Raw genomic sequence first — 15,793 nt, 5'->3', positions numbered from 1 at the left:
TCGATGTCAGATGACTTCGGCAAGTCCGATCGCGGCCACCGGCCGCTCCTACAGGACCCTCTCCCCCAGCCCCTCTCCCGCAAGCGAGAGAGGGGAGAAAGAAGAAGGCGTCAGCGTTTGGTTGCGTCGTAGGCCAGCTCGGCCTGCTCGGCCAGGCGCTGCTGGCGCTCCTGTTCCTTCTTGCACTCGTCGTCGTTGCCGCCGCAGATTTCGCAGTCCTGCTTCATGCCGATATTGTTGAGGCCGCCGCAGGAACCCTTGAGGGGCTTGTTCTGCAGTATGGCGCCCAGGGCCATGCCGGTGACGATCAGCAACATGGCGACAAACGCAAAAATAAATACAGTCACTATTCAGACCTCTCTAGATAGGGTGCGAAGGCGCTGCTGTAGCGCTCTTCGAAACCCGCGTCGGTTTTCACCAACATAAACACGGCGAGCTGCTCCCGCTCCGCCAATTCTAAGCCCGCGTCGGCGCCAAGCACATTCAGCGCCGTGGCCAGCCCATCCGCCTCGGCGCAGCTGTCGGCGATCACGGTGACCGAGGCCAGCCGGTGCTGCAACGGGCGGCCGATGCGCGGGTCTATGGTGTGCGCATAGCGCACGCCGTTGCGTTCATAGTAATTGCGGTAGTCGCCACTGGTGGCGACCGATTTGCCGCTGACCGAAATCGGCTTCTGCACCACACGGCCGGCCGGATCCGGGCTCTCTATACCGATACGCCAGTGCCGCCCCTTGGGATTCACACCCAGGGTGCGCAGTTCACCGCCGATCTCGACCAGGTAATTGCGGATACCCTGCTGTTCCAGCAGCAGCGCCACGCGGTCTACGCCGTGCCCCTTGGCGATGGCGGACAGATCGATCTCCACCGGCCGGCTGCGCGTAATCCGATCCGGCGCGCGCTGGACCACAAGGGCATCGGAGCCAACTTGCTGTAGCAGGCTTGCAATGGTCGCGTCATCCGGAATCTGCTCGGGTTCTGGCTGCGGGCCAAACCCCCACAGATTCACCAGTGGGCCGACCGTGACGTCAAAGGCACCGTCGCTGCGCCGGAAAATGTCCAGCGACAGCGCCACCACCTCCGCCAGCGGCGCGCTGACCGGCACCGCCTGCCCCACCGGGCCGCGGTTGAAGCGCATCAGTTCGGAGTCCTCGATATAGGTCGACATCTCCCGGTTGACCTGGCGCAACTCGGCGTCGATCTGCTGCTGCAGCTCCGCGCGCTGCACGGCGGCCGGCACATCGACGACGGTGATGTGATAGCTGGTGCCCATGGTGGGCCCGCTCAGCTGCCACGTCTTCTGCGCCGGTGAACAGGCAGATAGCAGCAGTGCTGCGATTGCGCCCAGAAAAAGCAAAAACAGGGCCGGAATTACGGGCCCTGTTTTTGTTTTTATCGGCACTCGGATTGCTGTTGGCAATTTAAGCTCTCCGATTAATCACCCCAATTAACCACCAAAGTCGTCCAGCAGGATGTTCTCATCCTCAACGCCCAGGTTCTTGAGCATATTGATGACAGCGGCGTTCATCATGGGCGGTCCGCACATGTAGTACTCGCAGTCTTCCGGTGCCGGGTGATCCCTGAGGTAGTTCTCGTACACCACGTTGTGGATGAAGCCGGTGTAGCCGGTCCAGTTGTCCTCCGGCTGCGGGTCGGACAGGGCCACGTGCCAGGTGAAGTTTTCGTACTCCTCCTGCAGCTTGTCGTACTCGTCCTGGTAGAACATCTCGCGCAGAGAGCGGGCGCCGTACCAGAAGCTGATCTTGCGCTTGGACTTCAGACGCTTCAGCTGATCGAAGATGTGCGAGCGCATCGGCGCCATACCGGCACCACCACCGATAAACACCATCTCGTTGTCGGTATCCTTGGCGAAGAATTCACCGAAGGGACCGTACACCTTGATCTTGTCGCCCGGCTTGAGGCTGAACACGTAGGAAGACATCTGGCCTGGCGGCACACCTTCGGTGCGCGGCGGCGGCGTGGCGATACGGATATTGAATTTCACAATACCCTTTTCTTCCGGGTAGTTGGCCATGGAGTAGGCGCGCACCACCGGTTCGGTGACCTTGGACTCCAGTTTGAAGAAGCCGAAGTGCTCCCAGTCACCGCGGTATTCCGGCTCAATCTCGAAGTCGGAAAACTTCACGTGGTGGGGCGGCGCTTCCAGCTGTACGTAACCGCCAGCGCGGAAGTCGACGTTTTCGCCTTCCGGCAGCTTCAGGGTCAGCTCCTTGATGAAGGTGGCCACGTTCGGGTTGGATTCCACAGTGCACTCCCACTGCTTCACACCGAACACCTCTTCCGGCACCTCGATTTCCATATCCTGCTTCACTGCGACCTGACAGGAGAGGCGCTTGCCCTCCTTCGCGTCGCGCGGTGTGAAGTGCGCGGCCTCGGTGGGCAGCATGTCGCCGCCGCCGGACTTGACCACGCACACGCACTGGGCGCAGCTGCCGCCGCCGCCACAGGCGGAGGCGAGGAACAGGTTGTTGGCCGCCAGGGTCTGCAGCAGCTTGCCGCCGGCGGGCACGGTGAGAGTCTTCTCACCGTTGACCAGGATGTTGACGTTGCCGGTGTTTACCAGGCGCGAGCGGGCGACGAGGATCACCGCCACCAGCGCCAGCACTATGACGGTAAACATGGCTACGCCGAGGATGATTTCAATATTCATTCTATTGTGCTCCCCCGCTTAGATGTCGATGCCGCCGAATGACATGAAGCCCAGGGACATCAGACCAACGGTGATGAAGGTGATACCCAGACCCTTGAGGCCATCCGGCACGTCGCTGTACTTCAGGCGCTCGCGGATTCCCGCCAGGGCGGTGATCGCCAGCGCCCAGCCGAGGCCGGCGCCAAAACCGTAGGCGACACTCTCACCGAAGTTGTACTCGCGCTCCACCATGAACAGGGAGGCACCCATGATGGCGCAGTTCACGGTGATCAGCGGCAGGAACACACCCAGCGCGTTGTAGAGCGCGGGCACGTATTTATCCAGGAACATCTCCAGGATCTGTACCAGCGCGGCGATCACGCCGATGTAGGACAGCAGGCCGAGGAAGCTCAGGTCCACGTCCGGGTAGCCGGCCCAGGCCAGGGCGCCGTCCTTCAGCAGGTAGGTGTAGATCAGGTTGTTGACCGGCACTGTCAGTGTCAGCACCACGATCACCGCCACACCCAGGCCGATAGCGGCCTCGATCTTCTTCGACACGGCCAGGAAGGTACACATACCGAGGAAGAAGGCCAGCGCCATGTTCTCGACGAAAACGGCACGGATAATCAACGAAATAAAATGTTCCACGAATCAGGCCTCCTGCGCTTGTGCCGGTAGCGGTTGCGTGTTGGGCGCAATCTTGAACTCGTCCTCTTCCACCTGCGCCGGTTTCCAGGTGCGGATGGCCCAGATGAACAGACCGATCAGGAAGAAGGCGCTCGGCGGCAGCAACAGCAGGCCGTTGGGCACATACCAGCCGCCGTTGTTGACCGTCTGCAGGATTTCCGCACCGAACAGCTTGCCGGCACCAAACAGCTCACGAATAAAGGCCAGGCCGATCAGGATCACGCTGTAACCCAGACCGTTGCCGATACCGTCGAAGAAACTCGGCAGCGGTGGATTCTTCATGGCAAAGGCCTCGGCGCGGCCCATCACGATACAGTTGGTGATGATCAGGCCGACGAAGACCGACAGCTGCTTGGAGATGTCGTAGGCCACCGCCTTGATCACCTGGTCCACGAGGATTACCAGTGAAGCGATCACGGTCATCTGCACGATGATGCGGATGCTGTTCGGGATCTGCTTGCGGATCAGAGACACCGCCATATTGGAGAAGGCAGTGACGGTGGTCAGCGCAATACACATCACCAGCGTGACCTGCAGTGAGCTGGTCACCGCCAGCGCGGAACAGATGCCGAGAATCTGCAGTGCGATCGGGTTGTTGTTAAAAATGGGTTCGAGCAGTGAATCTTTGACTTTCATGCTTACGCCTCCCCTGCTTTCAGGTTGTTCAGGAAGGGACCGAAGCCCTCACTGCCGAGCCAGAAATGCAGCAGGTTTTCCACGCCGTTACTGGTCAGGGTTGCACCGGACAGGCCGTCGACCTGATGGATCGCCTGCGCGCTGTTGGGATCGACACTGCCTTTGATGATATTGATGGCGACGTCACCGTCGGCATCGAATACCTGGCGGCCGTGCCACAGGGCTTTCCAGTTGGGGTTGTCGACCTCACCACCCAGCCCCGGAGTTTCCTTGTGCTCGTAGAAGGCCAGGCCCGCTACGGTATTCAGGTCGCTCTCCAGCGCGAGGAAGCCGAACAGGGTTCCCCACAGGCCGTAGCCGCGCACCGGCAGAATCAGGCGGTCCAGCTCGCCATTCTTTTCCACCACGTAGACTTCGGAAATATTTTCCCGGCGGATGATCTTGGCGATGTCGTCGGCGGACGCCACGCGCGCGTGCGCGCCGTCGATGCGCGAAGCGGCGCGGCCGCTGCCACCGGCGGGGGCCTCGTCGGTGAACTTGCCAGTCGTCAGGTCGACGTACCGGGTCTCCACAGACTGGAAGGCCGCTTCCACTTCTTTGGCACTGGCACCCGGCTGCACCAGGCCGCCGGCAACCAGTACGTTGCGCTTTCTGTCCAACTCGACGTTGGCCTGCTGGGCAGGTCTCAGCACCACCGCCGCGGTGGATACCACCACGGAGCAGACGAGACACATGATCAGGGCGACCAGCAGCGTGCCCTTGACGGAATCTTTATTAGCCACGTGCCAACCTCCGTTTGATATGGGACTGCACCACAAAGTGGTCAAACAGCGGTGCGAACAGGTTGGCGAACAGAATCGCCAGCATCATGCCTTCCGGGAAGGCCGGGTTCACCACGCGAATCAATACACACATCACCCCGATCAGGATGCCGTACCACCAGCGGCCGGTGTCGGTCATGGCCGCGGAAACCGGATCCGTGGTCATGAAAATCAGGCCGAAGGCGAAGCCGCCCACCACCAGGTGCCAGTACCAGGGCACATTGAACATCGGGTTGGTGTCGGAGCCGATCATGTTGAACAGGAAGGCGGTGGCCATCATGCCCAGCAGGGTGCCGGCGACGATGCGCCAGCTGGCGATCTTCATGAACAGCAGGATGGCGCCGGCGATCAGGATCGCGAGTGTGGAGGTCTCGCCGATGGAGCCGTGCATATTGCCGAGGAAGGCGTCCATCCAGGTCAGCTGGCCGGTGGGCACGCCCACGGCGCCGTTCTGGATGCCCTCGCTGGCCATCACGGACAGCGCTGTGGCGCCGGTGTAGCCGTCGACTGCGGTCCACACGGCGTCGCCGGACATGGCCGCCGGGTAGGCGAAGAACAGGAAGGCACGGCCGGTCAGTGCCGGGTTGAGGAAGTTCTTGCCGGTACCGCCGAACACTTCCTTGCCGATCACCACGCCGAAGCTGATGCCCATGGCCACCATCCACAGCGGCAGATCCGGCGGACACGCCAACGCGAACAGGATAGAGGTCACGAAGAAGCCCTCATTCACCTCGTGGCCGCGTATCGCCGCGAACAGCACTTCCCAGATGCCACCGACCACGAAGGTGACCAGGTAGATCGGCAGGAAGTACATGGCGCCGTGTACAAAGTTGTCCCACAGGCTGGCGGGATCATAGCCGGACAGTGCGCCGATGATCGCGTGACGCCAGCCGGACAGCTCCGCATCGGCCATGCCGGCGATGATGGTGTTGGCCTGGAAGCCCACGTTCCACATGCCGTAGAACATCGGGATCAGGGCGGCGGCCCACACGGAGATCATGATGCGCTTCAGGTCGATACCGTCGCGCACGTGCGCCGTGGTCCTGGTGGTCTCCGACGGCTGGAACAGGCCGGTGTCTACCGCCTCGTACAACGCGTAGAACTTCTCGTATTTACCGCCCTTGTGAAAGTGCGGCTCAATCGAATCGAGGAATTTGCGCAACATCCTTAACCCTCCTTCTCAATACGGGTCAGGTTGTCCCGCAAAATGGGGCCGTATTCGTACTTGCCCGGGCACACGAAGGTGCACAGCGCCAGATCTTCTTCATCCAGCTCGAGTACACCCAGTTTCTGGGCGGTGGCCGTATCGCCGACGATCAGTGCGCGCAGCAGCTGGGTCGGCAGCATGTCCATCGGCATAACCGCCTCGTAGGTGCCGATCGGCATCAGCGCGCGCTCGGAACCGTTGGTGCTGGTGGTGAAGTTGAACAGGCGGTGTTTGAACAGGCGCGACAGATAAATCGGGAAAATCGAGAAGCGCTTGTTGCCCGCGCGCAGGTAGTGCAGTAACGGGCGCTCGCGACCCTCTTCCAGTACCGATACCTGAATGTGGTAGCGGCCCAGGTAGGCCAGCGGACCAGACGCGGTACGACCGCCGAATACCGAACCGGAAATCACGCGATTGTCATCGCCCTGCAGCTCGCCGGCAGTCAGCTCGTCCAGGCTGGCGCCCAGGCGGGTGCGCAGCAGGCGCGGCTTGCCCACGCGCGGGCCGGCCAGGGAAACGACACGGTCGGTGAACAGCACACCGGTGGCAAACAGTTTGCCCACCGCGATCACGTCCTGGTAATTGATGGTGAATACACTGCGGCCGGGTTTGACCGGGCGCAGGAAATGGATATGGGTACCGGACAGGCCCGCGGGATGCGGACCGGCAAAGGCCTCGCGGCGGATGTTACTGGCGGTCGGCACCGGGATATCGGCGTCCGGCGCGGTGCAGACGTAGGCAACGTCTGCCAGCTTGGACAGAATCTCCACGCCCTGGGCGAAGGCATCGCGGTGCTCGGCGATGACCAGCTCGGGATTGGCCGCCAGCGGGTTGGTGTCCATGGCATTGATAAAGATCGCCGCCGGCTCGGCATCGATAGCCGGAACCTTGCTGTACGGGCGGGTGCGCAGCGCGGTCCAGAGACCGGACTCGACCAGATTCTGCACCACCTGCTCGCGGGTCAGGCTGGCCAGCTGGTCGGCGCCGTAGCTGGCGAACTGCTCCGCCTCGTCGCCGTCGATCTCGATGACCACGGACTGCAGTACGCGGCGCGCGCCGCGATTGATAGCGACCACGCGACCCGCCGCCGGCGCGGTGTAACGCACACCTTCGGTCTTCTTATCGCTAAACAGCAGCTGTCCGAGTTTGACGCTGTCCCCCTCAGCCACCGCCATGGTCGGCTTCATCCCGTGGTAATCGGGGCCGAGCACAGCGACGGTCTTGAGCGCAGGGCCATCGTGGATGACCTGCTCGGGCGCGCCGGATATGGGTAAATCCAATCCCCGACGGATCTTTCTCATACGCCTATGCCTAATTTCAAGTTTGAAAGTTTCTAGTTTAAAAAGTATGCAAAGCGGCCTCGCAACCAGAAACCGCCAAGGCCCGGGTCGCAAAGCCGCATTGAGGAATTCCCACACTGCGAGGACTTAAGCCGCTTAACCCCAGGATCGGGTGAGGAGAGAACTTCTCGGCGCACGGCGGCCCCGCCAAAATCGCGCGCATTATAAAGACGGGCTTGGGGGTTTACCAGTGCGGAAGCGGCCGAATTGGGCCCAAGAGGGGAAAATTTTGCTGAAAAAACAGGGATTTGGGGGCAATGCGGAATGATGAATGCGGAATGCGGAATGCGCGACCAGGCGCCAGCGTAGCGGCGAAGCCCTGCCCGCGATCTGGTCCCAGGTGGCACCGAAAACCAGATCGCGGCCACCGGCGGATGGCCGCCCCGCCGCTCCTACAGCACGAAGCTAGATCGCGGATTTACCATTCCGCATTCCGCACTCCGCATTCAAGATCAGTCCCTCTTCGGGAAGAGCTCGTAGCGAACGCCGGCCATATCTTCCAGGCAGCGGACTACCTGACAGCTGTAGCCGAACTCGTTGTCGTACCAGCAGTAGAGCACCGCGTTCTTGCCGTCGACGATGGTCGCGATGGAGTCGAACACGCAGGCGCGGCGGGAGCCGACAAAGTCGCTGGAGACCACTTCCGGAGAGTTGGTGTAGTCGATCTGCTGGCGCAGCGGCGAGTGCAGCGCCACATCGCGCATATAGGCGTTCAGTTCGTCCTTGGTGGTCTCCTGGCCCAGATTCAGGTTCAGGATCGCCATGGACACATTCGGAGTCGGTACGCGGATGGCGTTGCCGGTCAGCTTGCCCTTCAGCTCGGGCAGCGCCTTGGCCACCGCCTTGGCCGCACCGGTTTCGGTCAGCACCATGTTCAGTGCCGCCGCGCGACCGCGACGCTCGCCTTTGTGGTAGTTGTCGATCAGGTTCTGGTCGTTGGTGTAGGCGTGTACCGTCTCGACGTGGCCGTGCTCCACACCGTACTTGTCCATCATCGCCTTCAGCACCGGCACTATGGCGTTGGTGGTGCAGGAAGCCGCGGACAGGATCTTGTCCTCCGGCTTGATATCGTCATTGTTGATGCCGTAGACGATGTTCTTGATATCGCCCTTGCCCGGCGCGGTCAGCAGCACCTTGGCGGCGCCCTTGCTCTCCAGGTGCTGGCTCAGGCCATCCTCATCGCGCCACACACCGGTACTGTCGACGATCAGGGCGTCGTGGATGCCGTGTGCGGTGTAGTCCACTTCCTGCGGGGAGTTGGCGTAGATGACCTTGATCTCGTTGCCGTTGCAGATCAGGGTGTTGGTGTCCTCATCGACGCGGATGGTGCCCTTGAAGGCGCCGTGCACCGAGTCGCGGCGCAGCAGCGAGGCGCGCTTGACCAGGTCGTTGGGGGCACTGCCCTTGCGCAGCACGATGGCGCGCAGGCGCAGCACATCACCGCTGCCGGCCTTGTCGATCAGCAGGCGCGCCACCAGGCGGCCGATACGACCGAAACCATAGATGACCACATCCTTTGGCTCTGGCAGCGGCTTGCCAGCACCCTCGGCATCCGCCAGTTCTTCGCGCACAAACTCGTCGACGGACAAGCCGCGGTCGTCGCGCATGTACTTGTTGGTCAGAGTACCCAGATCGATATGCACCGGACCCAGGTCCAGCTTGCAGATGGCTTCCAGCACCGGGAAGGTTTCGAACTCGGAGAGTTCGTTCTCCTCGACCTGCCGTACGAAGCGGTGCGCCTTCATGATGCTCAGAACTGAGCGGTTAACCAGGTTGCGGCCGTACATATAGACGCCGACGTTGCGCTCGCGGTTGAGCTTGCCAATCATCGGGATCATGGATTCGGCCAGTGCTTCGCGCTGTTTCCAGTCCTTGAAAAAGTCCGCGGGCTTCGGTCGCTTCTGAGTCACTGTCAGACACCTCTGCAATGTGTTTGATAGGCGGGATTCGCGGCCCGGCAAAGGGGCCGGGAACCGCGTGGCTGCGCATTATCAGCATTCACCTATGGGTGCGCAACTGAGCAAAAAAAAGCCCAAAAAATGTAGTAAAACTACCAATTCATTCCACACATCGGCCACCCTGCGCAATCGAGGCAAACAGGCTTTGCCCGGCGGCAGGTGGCCGCCCGCGGCGCGGAGAACCTGCACCGGGAGGAGTTCGCCGCTACAATAGCCTCCCCCTGGCCCAGCCCCGAATGAAACTGCGGAATACAAGGTAAAGATGACCGATTCAAACCTCCTGCCCACACCCCCGTTTCGCGCGCCCGGTGACCGGCAATTCTGGGGGCAACTGCACGGCGCGGCCGCCGCGCTGGCGATCCTGAACGCCGCCCGCCGCAGCAGTGCGCCCACCCTGTTGGTGACCCGCGACAGCCTCGAGGCGCACCGCCTGGAGGTGCAGCTGAAATTTTTTAACAAGCGCCGGGGAGACAGTGAGCGAGATGGGGCGCCGGGCGAGGAGCTGGAAATCTTCCAGTTTCCGGACTGGGAAATCCTGCCCTACGACACCTTCTCACCACACCAGGACATCATCTCCGACCGTCTGGCCACCCTGTACCGGCTGCCGCAGATGGGCCGCGGCATCGTCATAGTACCGGTCAGCACCCTGATGCACCGGCTGCCGCCCCGTGACTACGTGGGTGGCAACGCGCTGATTCTGCACGAGGGGCAGCAGTTTCGTATCGACACACAGCGCCGCCTGCTGGAGCAGGCCGGTTATCACTGCGTGGACACCGTCTACGAGCATGGCGAATTCGCGGTGCGCGGCTCCCTCATGGATATATACCCGATGGGCAGTCGCCTGCCCTACCGGATCGATCTGTTTGACGACGAAATTGAGTCCCTGCGCACCTTCGACCCGGAGAGCCAGCGCACCGTCGACAGGGTCGACAGCGTCCACCTGTTACCGGCGCGGGAATTCCCGCTGCACAAACCCGCGCTGGCGGAATTCCTGCAGAACTGGCATGAACAGTTCGACTGCGATCCGAGCCTGGTGCCCATCTACCAGGACATCAGCGCGGGCATCGCGCCCGCCGGGATCGAGTATTACCTGCCGCTGTTTTTTGGCGACAACTGTGCCAGCCTGTTCGACTACCTGCCGGATGGCAGCCAGGCATTGCTTGACGGCGATATCCAGAAACCACTGGAAAACTTCTGGCGCGAGGTCAGCAACCGCTATGAAAGCCGCTGCGGTGACCTGACCCGGCCGATATTGAAGCCCCGGCAGATACTGCTGGACATCGCCGAGTTCAATGCGGCCCTGAAGGCCATTCCGCGCGCGATTTTTTCCGCGGAAACGCTGCCGGATGCCCAGGGCAATCACAACTTCGCCACCAAGATACCGCCCCGCTTGCCGGTCGACGGAAAATCCGACCAGCCGCTCGCGGCGCTGGAAAGCTACCTGATGGCGTTTTCCGGCCGGGTGCTCTTCTGCGCCGAGAGCGGCGGTCGCCGCGAGGCCCTACTGGAACTGCTGGGCGGTATCCGCCTGAAGCCCACCCCCTTTTCCAGCTGGCAGGAGTTCCTCGCCAGCGACGAGACCTTCGGCATTACCGTCGCGCCACTGGACCAGGGCATGCTCCTCGCGGAGCCGGACATCAACCTGATCGCCGAACCGCAGCTGTTCGGCGAGCGCGTGCTGCAGCAGCGGCGGCGCAAGAAGGCCAAGGACGACGCCGACAACGCGGTGAAGAACCTGGCCGAGCTGCGTATCGGTGCGCCGGTGGTGCACATCGACCACGGCGTCGGCCGCTATCGCGGCCTACAGAGCCTGGAGATCGATGGCCAGCCGGCCGAATTCCTGATGCTCGAGTACGCCGACGAGGCGAAGCTGTATGTGCCGGTCGCCAGCCTGCACCTGATCAGCCGCTACTCCGGAGTCGATGAGGCCCTGGCGCCGCAGCACAGGCTGGGCAGCGAGCAGTGGCAGAAGGCCAAACGCAAGGCTGCGGAAAAGGTCCGCGATGCCGCGGCCGAGCTGCTGGATATCTACGCCCGGCGCGAGGCCCGCGTCGGGCACGCCTTCGCCGACCCCGGCCTCGCCTACCGCGAGTTTGCCGCCGGCTTCCCGTTCGAGGAGACGCCGGACCAGCAGCTGGCCATCGAAGCCGTGGTCGCCGATATGCTGTCGAAAAAACCGATGGATCGCCTGGTCTGTGGCGATGTAGGTTTCGGAAAAACCGAAGTTGCCATGCGCGCGGCCTTCGTCGCCGCCCACGCCGGCAAGCAGGTGGCCATGCTGGTCCCCACCACCCTGCTGGCCCAGCAGCACTTCCAGTCCTTCCAGGACCGCTTCGCCGACTGGCCGGTAAATGTCGAGGTGATCTCGCGCTTCCGCAGCGGCAAGGAAGTGGACAGCGTCAAAGAGAAAGTGGCCAGCGGCAAAGTGGACATACTGGTCGGCACCCACAAGCTGCTGCAGAGCGACCTGGACTTCAAGAACCTGGGCCTGCTGATCATCGACGAGGAACACCGTTTCGGCGTGCGCCAGAAGGAGCGCCTGAAGAGCCTGCGCGCCGAGGTGGACATTCTCACGCTGACCGCGACACCGATTCCGCGCACGCTGAATATGGCCATGGCCGGTATCCGCGACCTGTCGGTGATCGCAACGCCGCCGGCGCGGCGCCTGTCGGTAAAGACCTTTGTGCGCGAGCGTGATGAGGCGCTGATCAAGGAAGCGGTGCTGCGCGAGATACTGCGCGGCGGCCAGGTGTACTTCCTCCACAACGAGGTCAAGAGCATTGAGCGCGTCGCGCGGGAACTGCAGGAACTGGTTCCGGAGGCCCGCATCGGCATCGGCCACGGCCAGATGCGCGAGCGCGAGCTGGAACAGGTGATGAGCGACTTCTACCACAAGCGCTTCAACCTGCTCATCTGCACCACCATTATCGAGACCGGCATCGACGTACCGACGGCCAACACCATACTGATCGAGCGCGCGGACAAGTTCGGCCTGGCGCAGCTGCACCAGTTGCGCGGCCGTGTGGGGCGCTCCCACCACCAGGCCTACGCCTATCTGCTGACACCGAACAAGCGCGCCATGACCGCCGATGCGGTCAAGCGACTCGAGGCCATCAGCGAGGCACAGGACCTGGGCGCCGGCTTTACACTCGCGACCCACGACCTGGAGATCCGCGGTGCCGGCGAACTGCTGGGCGAGGACCAGAGTGGCCAGATCGAGAGTGTCGGCTTCAACCTCTATATGGAGATGCTCGACCGGGCGGTGAAGGCCATCCGCGAGGGGCGCACACCGAATATCGACGAACCGCTGGAGTCGCCGGCCGTCGACGTCAACCTGCGCGTGCCGGCGCTGATCCCCGAGGATTACCTGCCGGATGTCCACGGGCGCCTGATGATGTACAAGCGCATTGCCAACGCCGCGGACACCCAGGCGCTGAAGGAGCTGCAGGTGGAGATGATCGACCGCTTCGGCCTGCTGCCGGAGCCGGTCAAACACCTGTTCCGCACCACCGAGATCAAACTCAAGGCGGACTCTATGGGCATCCGCAAGCTGGAGGCCTCCGCCGCGCGGGGACGTATCGAATTTGCGGAAAATACCCGGGTGGATCCGCTGACATTGGTTAAGATGGTGCAGACCGAGCCCGGCCGCTACCAGTTGGCGGGCGCCAATCAGCTCAACTTCAGCCTGGACGAAGACGGCCCCGACCTGCGGCTTCAGCAGGTCGCCGGAGTGTTGGAGCGGCTGGCGCAATGATACTATTTCGGGGCTCGCACCCTACAGGCACATACGAAAAAACGACCAAAGCGGTAACACCATGACAAGAGTTCTAAAGATCTGCTCCGCCCTGCTTATGGCGCTGGCGGCGACGGCTGCCCAGGCGGTGAACTACGCGGGCACGACCTTTGAAATCGAAATGATCGCTTTCGAGCGCCCTCAGGGCATGGAGCGGTCCCGGGAGTCCTGGCCCGCGGCGCCGCGCCTGCAATACCCGAGCCGCTGGGTGGACTTCACCACGGCCGATGGCGAGGCGCTGGTCCTGTCCCCGGCGCCCACCAGACTGGACAACAAGGTCGCAGCGCTGAGGCGTGGCGGCGAGCGCGTGCTGTTCCACAAGGCCTGGCGCCAGGTGCTGCAGCAGAAGCGCAATGCCCCCGCGATCCTGGTCAGCGGCGGCGACAGCTTCAGCGGACACAACCGGCTGGAGGGCAGCGTGACACTGAGTGTGTCTCGTTACCTGCACCTCAGCACAAACCTGTGGCTGAGCGATTTCGGCAACGCTCAGGCCGGCAGCGGCATATTGCTGCCGCAGCGCCCCCAGGTGACCCTCGACGAACCCCTGGAGCTTATGGGCACCGGCGGCCCTGTCACATCCGCGGCGATCGGCCCCGCCGCCACCGAAGATCCGCAAGTCGTCTATGCGTCGCGCGTGGCCCAGTTGCAGCAGGAGCGCCGTATGCGCAGCGGTGAGCTGCACTACCTCGACCACCCCGCGTTCGGAATCCTGATCGAAGTCCGCACCGTCGAACAGCAGGAAGAAGACACCGCGGGCAAATAAGCCCGCGCAACTGCTCCCTCGATCTACCGGCCCTGGAACAACCGACCCGATAACAGCCGACCCAATAACAACCAGTTAATTTCACTTTTCTCTGATGATTACCAACGACGCCATAATTCTCGGCATGCTTGCCGCCATCCTCGGTTTTGTCTTTTACACCGCCGGCAGCGAGCACCGCTTCTGGAAACGCTTTTATCGTTTTGTACCGGCCCTGCTGCTGTGTTACTTCCTGCCATCCCTGCTCACGACTTTCGGCATTATCGACGCAGAGGCATCCAACCTTTATTACGTCGCCTCGCGCTACCTGTTGCCGGCAAGCCTGGTGTTGCTGACCCTGAGCATCGACCTGAAGGGCATCGTCAGCCTCGGCCCCAAGGCGCTGGTCATGTTCCTGACCGGCACCCTCGGCATCGTCATCGGCGGGCCCGTGGCGCTGCTGATCATGTCGGCCTTTGATCCGGGCCTGCTGGGTGTCACCGGCCCCGAGGCCGTCTGGCGCGGCATGACCACGGTTGCCGGCAGCTGGATCGGCGGCGGCGCCAATCAGACGGCGATGAAGGAGATTTTCGGGGTCGGCGACCAGATCTTCTCGGCGATGGTCGCCGTGGACGTGATAGTGGCGAACATCTGGATGGCAGTCCTGCTGATCATGGCCGGCAATGCGAAGCAACTGGACGCGCGGCGCGGCGCGGATACCAGCTCGATCACCACTTTGCGTGAAAAGGTGGAGACGCTGCAGAAGAAGCACGCGCGCATTCCCAGCCTGCAGGATCTGATGCTGATTGCCGCCGTCGGCTTCGGCATCACCGCCATAGCACACGGCTTTGCCGACCTGCTGGCGCCCTGGTTCCAGGCCAACGCCCCACAGCTGGCGCGCTTCAGCTTTACCAGCCAGTTTTTCTGGCTGATCGTTATCGCCACCACCCTGGGTATCGCCATGGCCTTTTCACCGGCGAAAAAGCTCGAGGGTGCCGGCGCTTCCAAAGTGGGCTCGGTGTTTATCTATTTCCTGGTTGCCACCATCGGCACCCATATGGACATCACCGCGCTCAGGGACAGCCCCGAGCTGTTCGTGTTGGGCGCCATCTGGATGGCCGTACACGCAAGCCTGATGCTGCTGGTGGCCAAGCTGATCAAGGCACCGACCTTCTTTATGGCGGTTGGCAGTCAGGCCAATGTCGGCGGCGCGGCCTCGGCGCCGGTGGTGGCTGCGGCTTTCCATCCGTCGCTGGCGCCCGTGGGCGTGCTGCTGGCCGTGCTGGGCTATGCCCTGGGCACCTATGCCGCCTGGTTCTGCGGCCAGCTGTTGCGTGTCATCGGCGGCTGATGCACCGACCTGGCGGGCCCAAGGCAGCCCTGCGGCGCCGCCCGCAGGGTCGGGCAAAAAACGCACAAAACAAAAAGCGGGCCACAGGCCCGCTTTTTATGAAACGCTGATCGGGACGCGGACTTCAAACCGCCAATCCGGATCCACCGTGCAGATACGTTATTTCAACGAGTAATTCGGCGGGAATCACTCACAGGGAACAACATCTTCCGCCAGCAATCCTTTGTCACCCTGCTGCATTTCAAACTCTACCGCCTGACCTTCGTTCAAGGTCTTATAGCCTTCACCACGAATACTGCGGTAATGAACGAAAATGTCTTCAGTTCCTTCTCCACAGGTGATGAAGCCATAACCGCGGGCGTTATTAAACCACTTCACAGTACCTGTAACGCGATCACTCATTGAGACAACCTCATTATTGTTATTGCGTTCACCTCTTTTACCCCATTCGGCAAGAGGGCTAAACGCCACCCCAATTCCAGTAGACGACTTCCTGCCGCTTACTGTCTTGCACTGTCCACCAAGTCAATCTCGATGTACGCCAACTGATTCTTAGATAAAAAGGCGCCAGTGTCTAGGTTTCCATGTGAAATAAATATTGTAGTTTTGTAACC

At 62.0% G+C, this 15,793-nt stretch carries 13 protein-coding genes; 3 read left to right on the top strand and 10 right to left on the bottom strand.

The window, feature by feature from the left end:
* Positions 1-110 precede the first annotated feature (110 nt).
* The 9 genes from nqrM to RRF64_RS01595 form a co-directional block, all read right to left on the bottom strand.
* Entirely contained in the window at positions 111-347 is a 237-nt protein-coding gene (gene nqrM / locus RRF64_RS01635) for a (Na+)-NQR maturation NqrM (protein WP_323844078.1), read from the bottom strand.
* Positions 347-1,270 carry an FAD:protein FMN transferase gene (locus RRF64_RS01630; protein ID WP_323844077.1) on the bottom strand — a complete coding sequence of 308 codons (924 nt, stop codon included), beginning with the start codon at positions 1,268-1,270 and terminating at the stop codon, positions 347-349. Before RRF64_RS01630 ends, nqrM begins: the two co-directional genes overlap by 1 nt.
* Before the next feature lie 174 nt (positions 1,271-1,444).
* Complete coding sequence (gene nqrF, locus RRF64_RS01625; protein ID WP_323844076.1) at positions 1,445-2,668, bottom strand: NADH:ubiquinone reductase (Na(+)-transporting) subunit F; 1,224 nt, start codon at positions 2,666-2,668, stop codon at positions 1,445-1,447.
* Positions 2,669-2,686: 18 nt separating this feature from the next.
* Entirely contained in the window at positions 2,687-3,295 is a 609-nt protein-coding gene (gene nqrE, locus RRF64_RS01620; protein ID WP_067153436.1) for an NADH:ubiquinone reductase (Na(+)-transporting) subunit E, read from the bottom strand.
* Between the two features lie 3 nt (positions 3,296-3,298).
* Entirely contained in the window at positions 3,299-3,970 is a 672-nt protein-coding gene (locus tag RRF64_RS01615; RefSeq protein WP_323844075.1) for an NADH:ubiquinone reductase (Na(+)-transporting) subunit D, read from the bottom strand.
* Between the two features lie 2 nt (positions 3,971-3,972).
* On the bottom strand, positions 3,973-4,752 hold the full coding sequence (locus tag RRF64_RS01610) for a Na(+)-translocating NADH-quinone reductase subunit C (RefSeq protein WP_323844074.1): 780 nt from the start codon (positions 4,750-4,752) through the stop codon (positions 3,973-3,975).
* Positions 4,745-5,956, bottom strand: coding sequence for an NADH:ubiquinone reductase (Na(+)-transporting) subunit B (locus tag RRF64_RS01605; protein ID WP_323844073.1), 1,212 nt, complete (start codon positions 5,954-5,956; stop codon positions 4,745-4,747). The genes RRF64_RS01610 and RRF64_RS01605 overlap by 8 nt, the downstream gene beginning before the upstream one ends.
* Before the next feature lie 2 nt (positions 5,957-5,958).
* Positions 5,959-7,299: a Na(+)-translocating NADH-quinone reductase subunit A gene (locus RRF64_RS01600; RefSeq protein WP_323844072.1), complete on the bottom strand. Its 1,341-nt coding sequence runs from the start codon at positions 7,297-7,299 to the stop codon at positions 5,959-5,961.
* A 491-nt stretch (positions 7,300-7,790) separates the two neighbouring features.
* A complete protein-coding gene (locus tag RRF64_RS01595; RefSeq protein ID WP_422732615.1) occupies positions 7,791-9,176 on the bottom strand; it encodes a glyceraldehyde-3-phosphate dehydrogenase in 1,386 nt (461 codons plus the stop codon).
* Between the two features lie 382 nt (positions 9,177-9,558).
* Here RRF64_RS01595 and mfd point away from each other — a divergent pair, with 382 nt between their 5' ends.
* The 3 genes from mfd to RRF64_RS01580 all read left to right on the top strand — a co-directional run bounded on the left by mfd (position 9,559) and on the right by RRF64_RS01580 (position 15,179).
* Positions 9,559-13,050: a transcription-repair coupling factor gene (mfd, locus tag RRF64_RS01590; RefSeq protein ID WP_323844071.1), complete on the top strand. Its 3,492-nt coding sequence runs from the start codon at positions 9,559-9,561 to the stop codon at positions 13,048-13,050.
* Between the two features lie 61 nt (positions 13,051-13,111).
* Positions 13,112-13,852, top strand: coding sequence for a CsiV family protein (locus RRF64_RS01585; protein WP_323844070.1), 741 nt, complete (start codon positions 13,112-13,114; stop codon positions 13,850-13,852).
* A gap of 94 nt (positions 13,853-13,946) precedes the next feature.
* On the top strand, positions 13,947-15,179 hold the full coding sequence (locus RRF64_RS01580; RefSeq protein WP_323844069.1) for a DUF819 family protein: 1,233 nt from the start codon (positions 13,947-13,949) through the stop codon (positions 15,177-15,179).
* A gap of 186 nt (positions 15,180-15,365) precedes the next feature.
* On the opposite strand, the gene RRF64_RS01575 is transcribed toward RRF64_RS01580, so the two are convergent.
* Positions 15,366-15,581 carry a cold-shock protein gene (locus RRF64_RS01575; RefSeq protein ID WP_020413094.1) on the bottom strand — a complete coding sequence of 72 codons (216 nt, stop codon included), beginning with the start codon at positions 15,579-15,581 and terminating at the stop codon, positions 15,366-15,368.
* Positions 15,582-15,793 lie beyond the last annotated feature (212 nt).

Origin of the sequence: Microbulbifer magnicolonia (assembly GCF_035117725.1) — a bacterium.
Classification (GTDB): Bacteria; Pseudomonadota; Gammaproteobacteria; order Pseudomonadales; family Cellvibrionaceae; genus Microbulbifer; species Microbulbifer magnicolonia.
Note: the sequence above shows the minus strand (reverse complement) of the source record. Positions and strands in the feature narration are given on the sequence as shown.

What these genes read in the sequence shown, in the direction of transcription:
- nqrF (WP_323844076.1), bottom strand. Translation starts at nt 2,668, where the DNA reads ATGAATATTGAAATCATCCTCGGCGTAGCCATGTTTACCGTCATAGTG.
- RRF64_RS01605 (WP_323844073.1), bottom strand. Translation starts at nt 5,956, where the DNA reads ATGTTGCGCAAATTCCTCGATTCGATTGAGCCGCACTTTCACAAGGGC.
- RRF64_RS01585 (WP_323844070.1), top strand. Translation starts at nt 13,112, where the DNA reads ATGACAAGAGTTCTAAAGATCTGCTCCGCCCTGCTTATGGCGCTGGCG.
- RRF64_RS01615 (WP_323844075.1), bottom strand. Translation starts at nt 3,970, where the DNA reads ATGAAAGTCAAAGATTCACTGCTCGAACCCATTTTTAACAACAACCCG.
- RRF64_RS01600 (WP_323844072.1), bottom strand. Translation starts at nt 7,299, where the DNA reads ATGAGAAAGATCCGTCGGGGATTGGATTTACCCATATCCGGCGCGCCC.
- RRF64_RS01575 (WP_020413094.1), bottom strand. Translation starts at nt 15,581, where the DNA reads ATGAGTGATCGCGTTACAGGTACTGTGAAGTGGTTTAATAACGCCCGC.
- mfd (WP_323844071.1), top strand. Translation starts at nt 9,559, where the DNA reads ATGACCGATTCAAACCTCCTGCCCACACCCCCGTTTCGCGCGCCCGGT.
- RRF64_RS01580 (WP_323844069.1), top strand. Translation starts at nt 13,947, where the DNA reads ATGATTACCAACGACGCCATAATTCTCGGCATGCTTGCCGCCATCCTC.
- RRF64_RS01630 (WP_323844077.1), bottom strand. Translation starts at nt 1,270, where the DNA reads ATGGGCACCAGCTATCACATCACCGTCGTCGATGTGCCGGCCGCCGTG.
- RRF64_RS01595 (WP_422732615.1), bottom strand. Translation starts at nt 9,176, where the DNA reads ATGATCCCGATGATTGGCAAGCTCAACCGCGAGCGCAACGTCGGCGTC.